At 61.1% G+C, this 15,838-nt stretch carries 13 protein-coding genes; 3 read left to right on the top strand and 10 right to left on the bottom strand.

Annotated features, from left to right (window positions below; all coding sequences use genetic code 11):
* The first annotated feature begins 139 nt into the window (after positions 1-139).
* Entirely contained in the window at positions 140-1,846 is a 1,707-nt protein-coding gene (leuA, locus tag AC13Q5_RS08345) for a 2-isopropylmalate synthase (protein WP_488501402.1), read from the top strand.
* Positions 1,847-1,915: 69 nt separating this feature from the next.
* Here leuA and AC13Q5_RS08340 read toward each other — a convergent pair whose 3' ends face one another.
* From AC13Q5_RS08340 to AC13Q5_RS08320, 5 genes are all read right to left on the bottom strand, one after another.
* Positions 1,916-3,760: an ABC transporter ATP-binding protein gene (locus AC13Q5_RS08340; RefSeq protein WP_488501401.1), complete on the bottom strand. Its 1,845-nt coding sequence runs from the start codon at positions 3,758-3,760 to the stop codon at positions 1,916-1,918.
* Positions 3,761-4,033: 273 nt separating this feature from the next.
* Positions 4,034-4,237, bottom strand: a complete 204-nt coding sequence (locus tag AC13Q5_RS08335) for a hypothetical protein (RefSeq protein WP_075851119.1) — start codon at positions 4,235-4,237, stop codon at positions 4,034-4,036.
* A gap of 100 nt (positions 4,238-4,337) precedes the next feature.
* Positions 4,338-5,177, bottom strand: a complete 840-nt coding sequence (locus tag AC13Q5_RS08330; protein ID WP_488501400.1) for an anti-sigma factor family protein — start codon at positions 5,175-5,177, stop codon at positions 4,338-4,340.
* A 3-nt stretch (positions 5,178-5,180) separates the two neighbouring features.
* Complete coding sequence (locus AC13Q5_RS08325) at positions 5,181-5,693, bottom strand: RNA polymerase sigma factor (protein ID WP_075851117.1); 513 nt, start codon at positions 5,691-5,693, stop codon at positions 5,181-5,183.
* A 401-nt stretch (positions 5,694-6,094) separates the two neighbouring features.
* Positions 6,095-7,033, bottom strand: a complete 939-nt coding sequence (locus tag AC13Q5_RS08320; RefSeq protein ID WP_488501399.1) for a metallophosphoesterase family protein — start codon at positions 7,031-7,033, stop codon at positions 6,095-6,097.
* Between the two features lie 50 nt (positions 7,034-7,083).
* On the opposite strand from AC13Q5_RS08320, the gene AC13Q5_RS08315 reads away from it, so the two are divergent.
* Positions 7,084-7,575 carry an NUDIX domain-containing protein gene (locus tag AC13Q5_RS08315; RefSeq protein ID WP_488501398.1) on the top strand — a complete coding sequence of 164 codons (492 nt, stop codon included), beginning with the start codon at positions 7,084-7,086 and terminating at the stop codon, positions 7,573-7,575.
* Between the two features lie 15 nt (positions 7,576-7,590).
* On the opposite strand, the gene AC13Q5_RS08310 is transcribed toward AC13Q5_RS08315, so the two are convergent.
* Positions 7,591-8,580 carry a glutathione S-transferase family protein gene (locus tag AC13Q5_RS08310; protein WP_488501397.1) on the bottom strand — a complete coding sequence of 330 codons (990 nt, stop codon included), beginning with the start codon at positions 8,578-8,580 and terminating at the stop codon, positions 7,591-7,593.
* Positions 8,581-8,928: 348 nt separating this feature from the next.
* Here AC13Q5_RS08310 and AC13Q5_RS08305 point away from each other — a divergent pair, with 348 nt between their 5' ends.
* Positions 8,929-9,501 carry a GNAT family N-acetyltransferase gene (locus tag AC13Q5_RS08305; RefSeq protein ID WP_488501396.1) on the top strand — a complete coding sequence of 191 codons (573 nt, stop codon included), beginning with the start codon at positions 8,929-8,931 and terminating at the stop codon, positions 9,499-9,501.
* An 88-nt stretch (positions 9,502-9,589) separates the two neighbouring features.
* Here AC13Q5_RS08305 and AC13Q5_RS08300 read toward each other — a convergent pair whose 3' ends face one another.
* The 4 genes from AC13Q5_RS08300 to AC13Q5_RS08285 are packed head-to-tail and all read right to left on the bottom strand — an operon-like array spanning position 9,590 to position 15,834.
* Complete coding sequence (locus AC13Q5_RS08300) at positions 9,590-10,015, bottom strand: GNAT family N-acetyltransferase (protein ID WP_488501395.1); 426 nt, start codon at positions 10,013-10,015, stop codon at positions 9,590-9,592.
* A 2-nt stretch (positions 10,016-10,017) separates the two neighbouring features.
* Entirely contained in the window at positions 10,018-12,090 is a 2,073-nt protein-coding gene (locus AC13Q5_RS08295) for a hypothetical protein (RefSeq protein WP_488501394.1), read from the bottom strand.
* Between the two features lies 1 nt (position 12,091).
* Positions 12,092-14,917: a DUF4159 domain-containing protein gene (locus AC13Q5_RS08290; protein WP_488501393.1), complete on the bottom strand. Its 2,826-nt coding sequence runs from the start codon at positions 14,915-14,917 to the stop codon at positions 12,092-12,094.
* Positions 14,914-15,834: a DUF58 domain-containing protein gene (locus AC13Q5_RS08285; RefSeq protein ID WP_075851109.1), complete on the bottom strand. Its 921-nt coding sequence runs from the start codon at positions 15,832-15,834 to the stop codon at positions 14,914-14,916. The genes AC13Q5_RS08290 and AC13Q5_RS08285 overlap by 4 nt, the downstream gene beginning before the upstream one ends.
* Between the last annotated feature and the right edge of the window lie 4 nt (positions 15,835-15,838).

Raw genomic sequence — 15,838 nt, 5'->3', positions numbered from 1 at the left:
AAGCCCGCTGGCCATCGCTCCTCGCGACTTACCCTAAAATCGACAGCTTACCCGCAAAGGGTCCGCATTTATCATCGCCAAGCCGCATCCGATCGGCTAAGACGCGGGATAAAATGACGGGAAAGGAAGAGACGAGACCATGGACGCGAACAGCCATTCCCCCAAAGGCATGCCCGAAGCGACGGTGAAATACCGCGCCTATCCCCAGATCAACATTCCCGACCGGACCTGGCCGTCCAAGGTCATCACCAAGGCGCCGGTCTGGTGTTCGGTGGACTTGCGTGACGGCAACCAGGCGCTCGTCGATCCGATGGGCCACGATCGCAAGGCGCGCATGTTCCAGCTGCTGCTGGACATGGGCTTCAAGGAAATCGAGATCGGCTTCCCCTCGGCTTCGCAGACCGACTTTGACTTTGCCCGCTGGTGCATCGAGCAGGGCAATGTGCCCGCCGACGTATCGCTGCAGGTTCTCGTCCAGTGCCGCCCGGAATTGATCACCCGCACCTTTGAAGCGCTGGAAGGCGCCAATAAGCCGATCGTGCATTTCTACAATTCCACCAGCGAATTGCAGCGCCGCGTGGTGTTTGCCAAGGATGTGCAGGGCATCAAGCAGATCGCCGTCGATGCGGCCAAGATGATCAGCGACATGGCCGCCAAGGCCGGTGGTGGCTATCGCTTCGAATATTCGCCGGAGAGCTTCACCGGCACCGAGCTGGATGTTGCTCTGGAGATCTGCAACGCCGTCATCGACGTCATGAAGCCGACGCCTGATAACAAGCTGATCATCAACCTGCCATCGACCGTCGAAATGGCAACGCCGAACATCTATGCCGACCAGATCGAATGGATGTGCCGCAATCTCGATAACAGAGAAAACCTGATCATCTCCCTGCATCCGCACAACGACCGTGGTACGGGCATTGCTGCCGCTGAACTGGCGCTGATGGCCGGCGCCGATCGCGTCGAAGGCACGCTGTTCGGCAATGGCGAGCGTACCGGCAATGTCGACGTCGTCACCATGGCGCTGAACATGTTCACGCAGGGCGTCGATCCGGAGCTGGATTGCTCGAATATCGAGCGCATGAAGGAAGTCTTCGAATATTCCAACCAGATGGCGATCGGCGAGCGTCACCCTTATGTCGGCGAGCTGGTCTACACCGCTTTCTCCGGCTCGCATCAGGATGCGATCAACAAGGGCATGAAGGCCGCCAAGGTCGCCAATGATCCGGTCTGGGAAGTGCCCTATCTGCCGATCGACCCGCAGGATGTCGGCCGCACCTATGAGGCGATCATCCGCATCAACTCACAGTCCGGCAAGGGCGGCATCGCCTACATCATGCAGCAGGATTACGGCCTGAACCTGCCGCGCAATCTCCAGGTGGAATATCGTGAGGAAATCCAGCGCATCACCGACGAGGAAGGCAAGGAATTGCCCTCCAAGCGCATCTACGAGCATTTCATCGAGCGTTATGTGACGCAGCCGGACGCGCGGATCCGCTTCGTCGATCACCACACCTTCGCCGATCCCGAGCACAAGGGGCAGCGCATCGTCGCGGCAGAGATCACCGATAAGGGCGAGGTAAAGCGCATCGAGGGCAGGGGCAACGGCCCGATTGACGGCTTTATCAACGCGCTCTCGATCTATCTCGGCGTGCCGATGTCGGTGGAGGATTATTCCGAGCACTCGCTCCAGCACGGCTCCAATGCCGCGGCGATCTCCTATGTCGAGGTCTCCTATCCGGGCGGCAAGCTCTTCGGCGCCGGCATCAACACCAATATCGTTGCCGCATCTCTAGAAGCGATCGTTTCGGCGGCGAACCGGGTGCTTGCCATCAAGGCAGCATAAGGCTCAAGTTTAGCTGCAGCTCTGATTTGAAAAGCTCCCTCGATTGTCGAGGGGGCTTTTTGTTGCGCGTCAGTCGGCTGCCGGCTCGTCGTCTTCGATGAATCCGCCGGATTGATGCGACCAGAGCGTCGCGTAGATACCGTTTCGGGCGATCAGCTCCGCATGTGTGCCGTCCTCGACGATGCGGCCGTGGTCGAGCACGACGATGCGGTCCATGCGCGCGATGGTCGACAGGCGATGTGCGACGGCGATCACGGTCTTGTCTTCCATGATGCCGTAAAGCGTATCCTGGATTTCAGCTTCGACTTCCGAATCGAGGGCCGAGGTTGCCTCATCGAGCACCAGGATCGGAGCGCCCTTGAGGATGGCACGGGCGATCGCCACGCGTTGCCTCTGGCCGCCGGAAAGCTGGACGCCACGTTCGCCGGCATGGGCATCGAGGCCCGTGCGTCCCTCCTGATCCCGCAATTTTGCGATGAAGTCGCTTGCGGCAGCCTTCTCGGCCGCAGCGAGAATCGCATCCTCCGAAAAGCGGGGATTGCCATGGGCGATATTATCGCGAATGGAGCGGTGAAGAAGCGACGCCTCCTGGCCGACCACGGCAATCTGCCGGCGCAGGCTGTCCTGCGTCACTCGGCGAATATCCTGCCCGTCGATTTCAATGATGCCTGCCTCTGGATCGAAGAAGCGTAGCAGCAGGTTGACCAGGGTCGATTTGCCGGTGCCGGAGCGACCGACGAGGCCGACTTTTTGGCCGGCTGCAATTCGAAGCGAAACGTCGTCCAGCCCGCCATCCCCCTTGCCGTAGTGATGCGTGACCTGCCGGAAGACGATCTCGCCGTTGGTGACGGCAAGCGGCGTTGCGTCAGGCGCGTCGGTAATCGCAAGTGGCTGCGAGACGGTCAACAGTGATTGCCGCATGGCGCCGAGATGGGCAAAGAGCGAGGAAACGGCATCCAGCATCCATTCGGCCATGCCGGTTATGCGAAAGCTCAGTGCCAGGGATGCCGCGATCAGCCCCAGCGGTGCGCCGCCGGACTGCCACAGCACGACCGCATAGCCGACGAGCGCGACGATCAGGAAGCTGCCGAGGAACAGCATGCTCGAGTTAACAAGTACTTCGAGCTTCTGCACTCGAACGAATGTTTCGCGCGTTTGAGAGAAACGACGACGGGCTTCCCCGTCTTCCGCCTTTGCATCGGCGAAGAGCTTGATGAGGTCGATGTTGGCATAACGGTCCACCAGCATGCCCGTCAGTTCGGCATAGGCTCCCTGGTATTGCGCGGAAGCTTTCTGAAGGCGAGGGATGACATAGGCCATCAGGCCGAGATAGCAGAGGAGCCAGACCGCCAGCGGCCAGATGAGGCGCGGGTCGATCGCGGCCATCAGCCAGAGTGAGCCGGCTACATAAATCGCGACAAAGGAGAGCGTGTGCAGGACCTGATAGGCCGCACCAGTCGCTGCCGTACCTATGTCGCGCACCTGGCTGGCGATGCGCCCGGAAAAATCCTGACGAAACCAGCCGACTGATTGTCGAAGGACATGACGGTGAGCCCGCCAGCGGAACAGGGTCTCGGCATTGGGTCGGAATGCGATGTCATCCAGGCTTTCGCGGAGATAGCCGGCGAGCGGCCGGCCGATCAGGACGAGGGCTGCTGCAGCGAGCAGGCTCAACCCCTCGGATGCCCAAAAATCCTCCCGCCGGGCTGCCGCAAGATTATCTACCAGCCGGCTGGAATAGCCGATGAGCCAAATCTCGATGATGGCGCCGATTACAGTCAAGCCGAGGCTCATCGCCATGACTGTGCGAAACGGGCGAAGATTGATTAGGAGATAGCGCCAGGTCTTTGATGATGGTTGCGGCTCGTCATGATCCTGAAATGGATCGGCAAGCTCTTCGAAGCGACGAAACATGAGTGCCCTCCACGGGCGAATGATAGCAATCTGATGGTCGGGCCGATTAAGCAGCCCTTCACGGCACTGCTTTTCAGCGGTGGTTTCCTGTGCCGTGATTTTTCATCAGAGTGCTCTCCTCATTGGTCGCTGCAACCTCTATAGCGTGTACAGGCGCCGATGTCAGCAGGCAATTCTACCATGATCGTTCGACATAGGGGGCGAGCGCCGTCTGTGCTTACGCGGCCCGCGTCGAGGTCGTCCGACGATGTGTGTCTTAACGGTGTATTTTGCTCAGGCTTTGCCCTTGGCAAGCGCATCGCGCTGCTTCGTCAGACGCTCGAGCTCCTCTTCCTGCTCGGCTATCCGTTCAGACGTCCGCTCTTCGTCGGCGGCGCCGGAAAAGGCTGCTGCCTGCTCGATCAGTTCGCGAAGATTTTCCCTTATCGCCGCGATACGCCGGTCGATTTCCGGAATGGTCAGCAGAACGTCGGACATGTCGAAACTCCAGCAAGAATATCGGACTCGTGCGATTGCCACCGCCCATTATCCATCGACCGGCTGGTAGCCGCAAGCGGCAAAGCGCATGGAAGACCTGTCAGATTTCCGAGGATACCCGGTTGGCGATCTGGTCGAGCATCGCATCCGAGGAGGGGCCGACGATCGCATAGGTCGCGCCGTTGCGATGCCAGGATACGATGCTGATATCGTCCTTGATGGTTTCGCTGAAATCATCGTCGGCAACGCCGTCCGTCTTGGTAAAGCAGATGGCGACGACATCGCCGTCGAGATTCTTGTAGATCAGCTGGCCGACCGGCTTGCCGCCTGCGATGAACATACGCGCGCCCTGGAAGACGAGGCCATCGGGGGCAAGGTCCGGAAAATTGAATTTGACCCCGACCGTGCTCGCCAGCCATTTGGCGATCTCGTCCAGCTGGCTTGCCTGAAGTTCAACCATATGCTGCGGCTGGCGCGAATAGATGCGGTGATAGGCGGCGATATCATCCAGCCAGTTGCGCGTCATAACCTGTGTCGGGATCGCCGGAGGACTTGCCGGGACGTCGGCTGGCTGCATGCCGAAAAGATAACCGATGCCGCCGCCGACGGCGAACAGGATGAGGGCAGCGGCCAGCGATTGCTTGCCCGTAGGCGCGAGCTTCAATGATTGCCGGGTAAGGCGCGGAGAGGGGTCCCGGGTCTTCGGAGGCTGCGCACTCTTGATGGAGCGAACGAGCGCCAACGGCACCGGCTCCTTCAGAACCTCTTCGAAAGCCTTGCGGCCGACATCGGAGCCGTGCTTCAGCTCATCGAAAATACGCCGTGCATCCGCGTCGGAAGCAATGAGCTTTTCCAGCTCTTCCTTTTCTTCGCGGCTCATCTCACCATCTATGAAGGCGGACAAGCGGACTTCGAGCGGCGTTTTCTTCATGTCTTGCAATGCTTAAAACCTTCGAGGCGAGCGACTATGACCCTGGGAGGCAAGGTAAAGGCGTGCGCTGGAGAGCCTTGACATCACTGCCGACAAAGGGATGCCGAGGACGTCGGCGGCCTGCTTGTAGCTGTGCCCCTCGACATCGACCAGCAGGAAGACACTGGCAAGTCCTTCTGGCAAAGATGTGACGAGGCGATGCGCTTCACCGGCTTCTACAAGATTTAAATGGGTGCCGGATACCGGCTCACCCTGTTCCAGTGCGTTGCCCTTTGCAGCCGGGCGCAGCTTGTGACGTCGTGTTTCGTCGACCCATTGGTGCCGGGCCATGGTATAGAGCCAGCTTTCCAACTTGCCGCCGCTGTTCCAGAGATGGAACTTGGCTATGCCGCGCTGACAGACGTTTTGGACAAGCTCGTCTGCCTCTGCCAGATCACCGGTCAGCGTCACGGCAAAGCGGCGAAGCTTCGGAAGAAGGCCGACCAGATCGCGTCTGATATCAATGGCTGCTACCGGCGTTGGCATGATCGTTCCAGGAAGGCGTTGGAGGTTGTTACATCGACAATTTGCTTCCGCGATGGGCAGCCTTCCCCGTAAGAAAGGTGATGCGAGCGGAATAATCGTCCTGTGTTGGTATGAACCATTTCTGTGCCGTTTCGCAAGTCTTCAAAAAGCGCCTGCGCGTTTGACTGTCATTCTTACCGCGGTGATCCCACAATGTATCGAGCTGCACTGTCCCGATGCTGGCCCAAGCCTTCCGAGATGCAGCAACCAGGCTGGATACAAGCCCCGAAAGCCGACATGCGGCGCTCCCTGTCACGACCTCAAAATCCGTCCCGCACCTCGGGATTTCAACGGTTCGATTGTAGCTCCGTATCTTAGAAAACGCTATCGAAACGATGCGGACCGCGACGCTAAAAGGCTCATCATGTCGCCAAAATATCGAAGCCTTCGGGATCGACGCCGCTGCCATTATCGTTGAGGCTGTAGCGTTCCGCCTTCAGTTCCCAGGCCCCAGGACGGCCGGCGATGGTGAAGAGATTATAGGCAGCGCGCGGCTTCAATCCACCGACGCCTTGCGATGCGGAGGCGATCCCGACGACGGGAACTGCACCCATGTGGCCGCGCAGCCAATGCAAGGTGTTGAGGTGTGTATGGCCATGTAGGACAAGTTCGGCGCCGCCGGTCGAGATGACGGCTGCAAAACGGCGAATGCCGATCATCCGCTTGTAGAAGCTGGTTGCACCCCGAATCGGCGGGTGATGGATCATGACGACGCGAAAGAGCCCGGCATTCCCGGCTGCACGCAGGATGTTCACCGTCTCGCGCGCCTGGCGCGAGGAGTAGAAGCCGCTTGCAGCAAAGGGCGGGGTGGCGACGGCTGTGGAGCATCCCACAAGCGCGACCTGCCCGCGGATACGCAGATAGGGAAAAATGCGCTGGTCTTCCTGCCATTCGGCGGGCGCACGATCGCCTTTGACATACGGATACCAGGAGCGCATGGCCTTTTCGTAGGCGCCGGGCACATAGGCATCGTGATTGCCGGGTACGACTGAGGTGTGGAGGGGATCGCCGACGGTCTTCAACCATTCGGCTGCTGTCTGGATCTCCATGCCGCTTGCAAGATTGACGAGATCGCCAGTTACGGCCAGATGATCGGCCTGTTTCGCCCTGATGTCGTCAAGAAGCAGGTCGAGCGTATCGCCAAAAAGATGCTTGCGCCGGTTCCGGTGCCAGTTCACAAATCCGGTAATGCGTTTGGAGGCGAGTTCTCTGATCGAAAGACGTGGCAGCGGACCAAGATGAACATCGGAAATATGCGCGAGCTTGAACATGGGATGAGACATAGCCCACTCTATTGTCAAAACAAATACATCCCCAGCCCGATTGCAGATCGAGATGCCGGGGTTCAGGCATGAGCGAAGACAACCGACGCGATGAAAGGCAAAGTTTAGCCGTGCGTTTGTTCGGTCGCGCGCTGCATGTCTATTTCGTGCTGACCCGCAGCATGACAATCGGTGTGCGCGCTGCCTGCTTCGATCGCGAAGGGCGGATTTTTCTGGTGCGGCATTCCTATATCGCTGGCTGGCACATGCCCGGCGGCGGCGTCGAACGCCATGAGACGGTGGAGCAGGCGCTCGAAAAGGAGCTGCGCGAGGAGGGCAATCTGGTGATCTCGGGCAAGCCGCAGCTCTTCCACGTCTATTTCAACAATCGCACCAGCAGGCGCGACCATGTGGTTTTCTTCCGAGTCGAGGTCACGCAAACCAGCCCGCGCAAGCCGGACCGTGAAATCGTCGAGAGCGGGTTCTTCGCGATCGATGCGTTGCCGCCGGGTACGACGAAAGCAACTTACCGTCGGCTTAGAGAGCTGGAAGGAGCGGAGGCTCCCTCCAGCTATTGGTAGCTGCTGGCCTCTGGATCAAGCCGCCTTTGCCAGCTGCTCCCGGCCATGCGGGCGATCGAAGTCGAGTTTGGGGCCGGCCGGCACAATCCCCGTGGGATTGATGGTCTTGTGGCTGCCATAGTAGTGTTTCTTGATGTGCTCGATATCGACCGTCTCGGCAACGCCGGCGATCTGATAGAGATCCCCGAGATAGGCCGAGAGGTTGGCATAGTCGGCGATGCGGCGGATGTTGCATTTGAAATGGCCGACATAGACCGCGTCGAAGCGGACGAGCGTCGTGAACAGGCGCCAGTCGGCCTCCGTCAGCCGATCTCCAAGCAGGTAACGTTGCGTCGCCAGCCGGTCGTCCAGCATATCGAGGGTTTCGAAGACTCGAAGTGCATTTTCCGCATAGGCTTCCTGCGTCGTGGCAAAGCCCGCCTTGTAGACGCCGTTGTTGACCGTGTCGTAGATGCGTTCATTCAGAGCATCGATCTCGCCGCGAAGGTCGGCGGGATAAAAATCGGCCTTTGAGCCGGTCAGGCCATCGAAGGCGGTATTGAACATGCGGATGATTTCGGCGGATTCGTTGCTGACGATCGTGCCGGTCTGCTTGTCCCATAGAACCGGAACGGTCACTCGGCCGGAATAATGCGGATCGGCCTTGACGTAGATTTCCCAGAGCGCCTTGGCACCGAAAAGATGGTCGCTGGTGCCGCCGTCCTTCCCGTTGAGCTCCCAACCATTTTCCAGCATCAGCGGATCGACGATCGAGACCGAGATCAGATCCTCGAGCTTCTTCAGCTTGCGGAAGATGAGAGTCCGATGCGCCCAGGGGCAGGCGAGCGAGACGTAAAGATGGTAGCGTCCGGCCTCCGCCTTGAAGCCGCCCGTACCAGTCGGGCCGGGGCTGCCATCTGCAGTCACCCAGTTTCGAAATTGCGACGCGGCGCGCTTGAAATGGCCCTTCGTCTCTTTGGTGTCGTACCAGACGTCATGCCAGACGCCGTCTACCAATATGCCCATTGCTCGATCCTTTCGGAGGTGCTGGCGAAAACTGGTTGTGAACATACGGCATGCCGGCCGGATTTCGAGGCGGCAAATGATGAACACTGCGTTGCATCCGTTGCGGAAGGCTCACCCCTTGGCACCGGCGCTGGAATAGACATGATGCGGACATGATCGTGCATCAATAGATGGCAGGATGCATTTTGCATTGGACGCGCCGAATATTTCCTGCTATCCGGCTTTTCACACTTTAAGGACCCCTTGGCATGAAAGTAACCAGAAGCCTGCGACGACGCCGATGATCTTGAACGCTCGATGAGCGCTTTCGGGAATAATATCGTCCGTCTATCTGGTTTTCTTGGGCTAATGTACAAGCACGATCTGGTCTACCTCACCGAGGATGCGTCGCACGACGCTGCTATCGAACTCATCAACGAAGAAGCTTTCGGTCCGGGGCGGTTTACCCGCGCCGCTGCTCGTATTCGCGAACAGGGGCCGCATGATCGGTCGCTGTCCTTCATCTGCGCCGACGACGGCGAGACGATCGCCTCCGTGCGGATGACGCCGGTGCTGGCCGGATCGGTCAAGGGACATCTGCTCGGCCCGCTTGCGGTACGCCCCTCGCACAAGAACAAGGGCATAGGCCGCGAGCTCGTGCGGATCGCGGTGGCTGCTGCCAAGCGCAAGGGATCGGAAGCCGTCATCCTCATCGGCGACCCGCCTTATTATTGCCCGCTCGGTTTCGAGAAGGTCGCCTATAACGCGCTGACTTTCCCAGGCCCCGTCGATCCCAACCGGGTGCTGGTCGTGCCGATTGCCGGGGATACGCATGCGCGGCTGCACGGTTCGATCATCTGGCGCGATGATTCCGCTTCGGCGAGCGAAGCCGAAGACGACGATCTGGACGATGTCGTGCAGCTCACCGCGATTGCCGTCTAGAGCGGTTTCGCGGAAACGCAAAACCGCTGCGCACTTTTCCTGGAATTGCTCTAAGGCGCTATCACCGAAAGATTGCCCCGCTTGAATTTCAGCGGGGCGACAACTTCTTCTGCAGAAAGAAACGGCTTCGACCGACTGGGAAATCCGGCAGTTCGCCGAAGACCACATAGCCTTGCCGCTGATAGGCTTTCAACGCCTGGGGGTTGAAAGTATCGATCCAGGCACCGAAGCAGCCGCGCGTGCTTGCCTCCGTTTCCGCCGCATCCAGCAGCTTTCCGGCCATGCCTTGGCCACGCAGGGTTTCCGGCACGAAGAGCCATTGCGTAAACAGCCATCCCCAAGCGGTGTAGCCGGAGATGCCGCCTATGGTTTTGCCGGCATCGTCGCAGATCAAAACCGCGAGGGATTGCCGACCGGACGGGCCGACGTCTTCGGTGTTGAAAGCCGTCAAGCCTGCGCTGATGGCCGCGAGTTCGCTTTCCGATGGTGTATCGGTCACTTCGATCTTCATCATATTCACCGTCCTTCGCGCCACCATGTGGCGGAGAAGGCAAAGAGGAGGGCGGCGACGCCGGCAAAGCCCGCAAAGAGCGGCAGGGTATTGATCCCCTTCAGCACGGTTTCGTCAGTCATGCGGATTGTCAGGCGCTGCCCATCGGCGACACGCACGGCACCGCGCACCGGCAGGACCTGCGGCACCACGACGCTGCCGTTAGTGCCGGCAACGCGAGTTACGAGACCCTTGGTCTTCTGTGCCAGCGGCTTCAGCGTCTCGGTGGTCGAGATCATCGCCTTGAATTCCGGAGCGTCGATGGCGCCGATATGAACCAGTGTCGACAGATTGCCGTTGGCGATCTGGTAGAGGCCGATCTCATTCATATGTTTCTCGGCCTGATAGAGACCCGGTTGCGTCTGCTTCAGCGGTAAGGTCTCGCTCTGGCCCGATGGCGTTTTGATCGTGACCGGGCCGGGATCGTCGCCGATCGTCTGGCGCGTCACCTGCAGTGTGCGTCCGGCGGCATTCGCGGTCAGGGCTTCTTCTTCCAGCGCCGGCTCCTTCAGCAGCCAGTGGGCAATACGGCGGTAGAGTGACACATGCGGGCCGCCGCCCTCGAAGCCGCGCGCCCACAGCCAGCCTTCATCCGAGAGCAGCATGGCGACACGGCCCTGACCGACGCGGTTCAGCACCAGCAGCGGACTATTGTTGGCGCCGACCATCACGGTCTGGCCTTGCGGCTTCTCGACATCGACACTGCGGAACCAGCGGCCCCAATGCGGCGGCTCGGTGTCGGAACCATCCAGGCCGCGTGTCACAGGGTGCTTTTTGCCCTGATCCGAGAGGCGCGGATAAAAGGCCTTTTCAATCATCTGACCGGTCGGCTCCGCTGGCAGCACCGAGGCAAGCGGCGTCAACGCGATTGAGCTACCGCCGGCATGTTCGGGACCGGCCGCGACCAGCAGAGCGCCGCCGTTTTCGACATACTGCGCCATGTAATCATAATAGATCGTCGGCAGGACGTTCTGACGGTCCTGATAGCGATCGAAGATGATCAGGTCGAACGAGCTGATCTTGTCGACGAAAAGCTCGCGTGTCGGGAAGGCGATCAGCGACAGTTCGTTGATCGGCGTGCCGTCCTGCTTGTCCGGCGGGCGCAGGATGGTGAAATGCACGAGATCGACGGATGCGTCCGATTTCAGAAGATTGCGCCAGGCGCGCTCGCCGGCATGCGGTTCACCCGAAACAAGGAGGACGCGCATGTTCTGGCGTATGCCTTCGATCAACTGGACCGTTTGATTATTGATGGCCGTGACTTCGCCCGGCACCTCGGCGACGGCGAATTCGAGAACGTTGTTGCCGGCGCGGGGCACCTTGAAGCTGAAGGGGGTGTCCTGACCGGGCGTTGCCTGCAGGCTTGCGATCTCGTCGCCATTCATCTTGACCGTCACCGCTGCGGTGCCGCCCGGGCTCTTGCCATCATCGACGACCCGGAAGACGAGCTGTTGTTCATCGTTGACGATACCGAAGCGAGGCGCGCGCACGATCTCGATGCGGCGGTCGAATTCATCCGGCTTCCCCGTGATCAGCCCGTGGATCGGCGCGTCGAAACCGAGCTGCTGATTGACGCCGGGGATATCGTGAATCTGGCCGTCGGTCAGGAAGATGGCGCCGCCGATGCGGGCTGGCGGCACGTCCGCGATGGCGGAGGAGAGGGCAGAGAAAAGCCGTGTCGACGGCGAATCCGATTCCGCGGGATCGCGGAACTCGACGATGCGGGGCTCGATGCGCGGGAATTGCGCGAGCCGATCCTTGAGCATTGCCAGGGCTTGATCCGTCATCTTAGCGCGTTCAGGCGTCTGCTGGCTGAGGCTGCGATCGACGACGACAGGAACGATCGTCGTCAGCGGATCGCGATCCTCCTGCATCAGCACCGGATTGGCGAGTGCCGTCAGCAAGGCTATGCCCGCCAAGGCACGAATCCAGCCGCCGCGCAGGCGCCTGTAGATGGCAAGCGTCGCGATGGCGAGCGTCAGCACCGCCAAAGCGGCAAGCACGGGCCAAGGAAGGAAAGGGGCAAAACCGATATTCATATTATTGCCCCAAGCGCTGCAGGATATCGGGAACGTGGACCTGATCGGACTTATAGTTTCCGGTCAGCATGTACATCATGATGTTGACGCCCGTGCGGTAGGCATATTCGCGTTGGGTCTCGTCCGAGGGCACGGTCGGCAGCAGCGGCGAACCATTGTCATCCACGGCCCAGGCGCCAGCAAAATCATTGCCCGTGATCATGATCGGCGTCACGCCATCGGACGTGGCGACGGCATTTGCGTCGCGACGCGCATCCTGACGCGCCTCCACCCAGAGCGGGCTGTCGGCATAGCGGCCGGGGAAGCTTGACAGCAGGTAAAAGGATTTGGTCAGCACATGCCCGGCCGGCACCGGCTCCAGGGGAGGGATATCGAGATTGGCGAGAATCTGCTGCAGGCGCTGACCATTCGGGCTCGGCGACGAAGTGTCGCCCATCGTGTCGATCGCGTCGCGCGTGTCGAAGAGCACGGTGCCGCCATTGCGCATATAGGCATCGATGCGGTTGATGGCGTCGCTGGACGGCATCGGCGCGGTTGCGGAAATCGGCCAGTAGATCAGTGGGTAAAAGGCAAGCTCATCCTTGGCAGGATCCACGCCCACCGGCGGGCCGGGCTCGAGCGTCGTGCGATAGGTGAGGTAGTCGGATAGGCCGGCAAGCCCGCGTTCCGAAACGTGATCGACGTCCGTTTCGCCAGTGACGACATAGGCAAGATGTGTCTTGTCCAACCGCGAGAAGATGGCGTCATCGCCCGGTTTGGAATCGTCGGCGGACGCACCTGTCGGATGAAGGAACACGGCAAGCGAGGCGGCCAGCATCAGCATCGCTGCGCCGCCCGCAATCGTCTTGGCTGATCTGCCCAGGCGTGGGAAGGCGCCGTTCATGAACAACACGATGATGCTGTCGGCCAGCAGGATGAGGAAGGCGAGGGTGAAGAGAATCGGCTTTGCCGACCATGCTTCGCCGCCGATAAGGCCCTCGTGTGCGACCGCACCGGCTGCGGAAGCATCCAGCGGCTTGAGTGCTGTGCCGCTCGGCAAGGTGTTGAGCGCGCTGAAGCCCTCTTCGGAGCCATAGAGGCCGGGCGGGTTGTCGAAGCTGGCGACTGCGGCTCCATTGCTGCGCGGCTCCAGCGGGCGGGCGCTGCCGATCTCGCTGGTGAGCACGCCCTTGGCGGTCAAAAGCCGAAAAGGCGGCATGGCTTCACTGGCCTTCGCTGCAGCCCCTTCCGCCGAGGCGACGCCGCCGGCACGCGATAGCTGCACGATCCGGCGCAGCATTTCGACGAAATCACCCGATATGGGCAGATCGGACCATTGTGGCTCGGCGCTGACATGGAAGAGCACGATGCGGCCGGCCTGCATCTGCTTTTCGGTCACCAGCGGCGTGCCGTCGGCAAGGCTTGCCCAGGTGCGCTCGGCCAGATCCGGCGTCGGCTCGGCCAGGACCTGCCGCTTGATCAGCACATCCTTCGGCTTCGGCATGCCGGCGAAGGGGCCGAAGGACGGGAAATCGGCGAGCGGTTGTGGCTCGGCCCAGGAAAGGGCGCCGCCGAAGGTGCGCTCGCCCTGCCGCAACGTCACGGGAACCAAGGGGTCATCGGCAGGTGCGCCCGCCAGGCGTGGTCCGGCGAAGCGGACGAGCGTGCCGCCATTCTGGATCCACTTCTCCAGCGGCGCATAGGTTTCCTGCGGCAGGCGGCCGACATCGGCCATGATGATGACCGAGGGATTGCCGGCGAGCAGTTCGGGAATCGATCTTGCCAGATCGGCGCTGTTTGGCTGCGTCAGGTCGGCATAAGGCTGAAGCGCGCGCTGGATATAGTAGAGCGGCGACAGGATCGGCTGGAATTCGTCCGCGGCCTGACCGGAGAGGAGCGCCACGCGGCGGCGGCGGAAACCATCGTCGAGCAGATAGACGCTGCCGGCGCTTGCCTGGCGGTCTACGCTGATGCGGGCGAAATCATTGCGCATTTCGAAAGGGGCGGCTATCGAACCGGTCGCAACCGTCTGCCCGCCCGCGAAGTCAAGCGAACCGGCGGCAAGCGGCCGTCCTTGATTGTCCTGCGCGGTCAGGCCAAGGCGCATCGGGCCGGTGCCGTTCAGCCGCGTTGCCGTGACGGTCATGTTGCTGGCGGTATTGGCAGCGCCGGTGAGCGCGACAATGTCCTGGCCATTGCCTTCGATCAGCCGCAGCTCGCTTGGCTGCAGAGCGGCGAGCCGGCTGATAATATCGTCGTTGTCCTTGCTCTCGATGCCATCGGAGATGAAGGCGACCGTGCCGGGCTTGCTGCCGTTGAGTGCCGCCTTCATGGCATCCGCAGCGCGCCCACGATCCGGCACCAGCGGCCTCGGGTTCATCGCATGCAGCTTGTCGCGGGCCGATGTTGCCGCGCCCGGTGTCGCGTCATTGCCCTGTTCGGCGGTGAAGGCGATAGAGACCGGAATCCCCTTGGCGTCGGCATCGTCGATCAGCGCGTCGGCGGTGCGCACCCGGCGCTCCCAGTCAGAGACGCTCGCCCAGCTATTGTCGATCATCAGCACCAGCGGACCGCTGCTCGACAGCGTGTTGGTGCGCGGGTTGAACATCGGATTGGCAATGGCGAGAATGACCAGCGCGGCTAGCAGCATGCGCAGCAGCGTCAGCCACCAGGGGCTTCGCGCCGGCGTTTCCTCGCGCTTCAGGATGCTCGCCAGGATGCGGAGCGGCGGGAAGACTTCCGTCCGCGGCTGCGGCGGGGTCAATCGCAGCAGCCACCAGATCGCCGGGAGCAGAATGAGCGCCGCGAGAATGGCCGGCGATGCGAAGGCGAAGGAAAGACCGCTCATGGCTGCCCTCCGGACGCGACCCTGGCAGGCATGCCTGAGAGATACATGTGCACGGCGACCAGCGCTTCCGAAGCCAGCCGGTCGGTGCGGTGGCTGACGAAGGTCCAGCCGAGATGGCGCAGCGACTGGCCGAGATTTTCGCGGCGGGCGAGATAGGCGCGCTGATAGTCGTCCCGCAGGTTTTCCGCGCGGCCGGCGATCAGCTTCGAGCCCGTTTCGGGATCGCTGAATTCGGTGCGTCCGCTATAGGGAAAGAGTTCTTCGGCGGGGTCGGCAATTTCGATCACATGACCGCGTAGCCCCCGGCGGGCCAGTGGTCCGATCCTGCCCATGACGCTGTCGGCATCATCAAGAAAATCGCCAATCAGCACGATATCGCTCCAGCCGCGGATCATCGCCGTCTGTGGCAGGCCGCCTTCGAGCGGCGTGTGCATGAGGGCGGCGGCGAGACGTTCGGCTGCGTTGCGGGTCGATACCGGTTCCATGACGCCGGGGCAGCCGATGCGCTCCCCCGAGCGGGACAGGATTTCCGCCAGCGCCAGCATGATGACAAGCGCGCGGCCTTCCTTGGAGGCATGGCCATAAGTCGATTTATACATCATGGATGGCGACAGATCGGCCCAGAGCCAGATCGTGTGCGCGGCTTCCCATTCATGATCGCGGATATAGGTATGATCGTCGCGGGCAGAGCGGCGCCAGTCGATGCGCGACAGGCTCTCGCCTTCGGTATAGGGGCGGAATTGCCAGAAATTCTCGCCGATGCCGCGCTTGCGGCGGCCGTGCCATCCGGCAATGACCGTGTTGGCGATGCGCTTGGCTTCGACGAGGCAATCCGGCACGAGGGCGGCACGACTACGGGCTCGGGAGAGGGCATCATTGCCTGAGGTCGGTCTGACGGTCTGTCCGATGGATGCCACGCGC

Source organism: Martinezella sp. CNPSo 3964, assembly GCF_057784375.1.
This window is presented reverse-complemented; position numbering and strand designations above follow the sequence as displayed.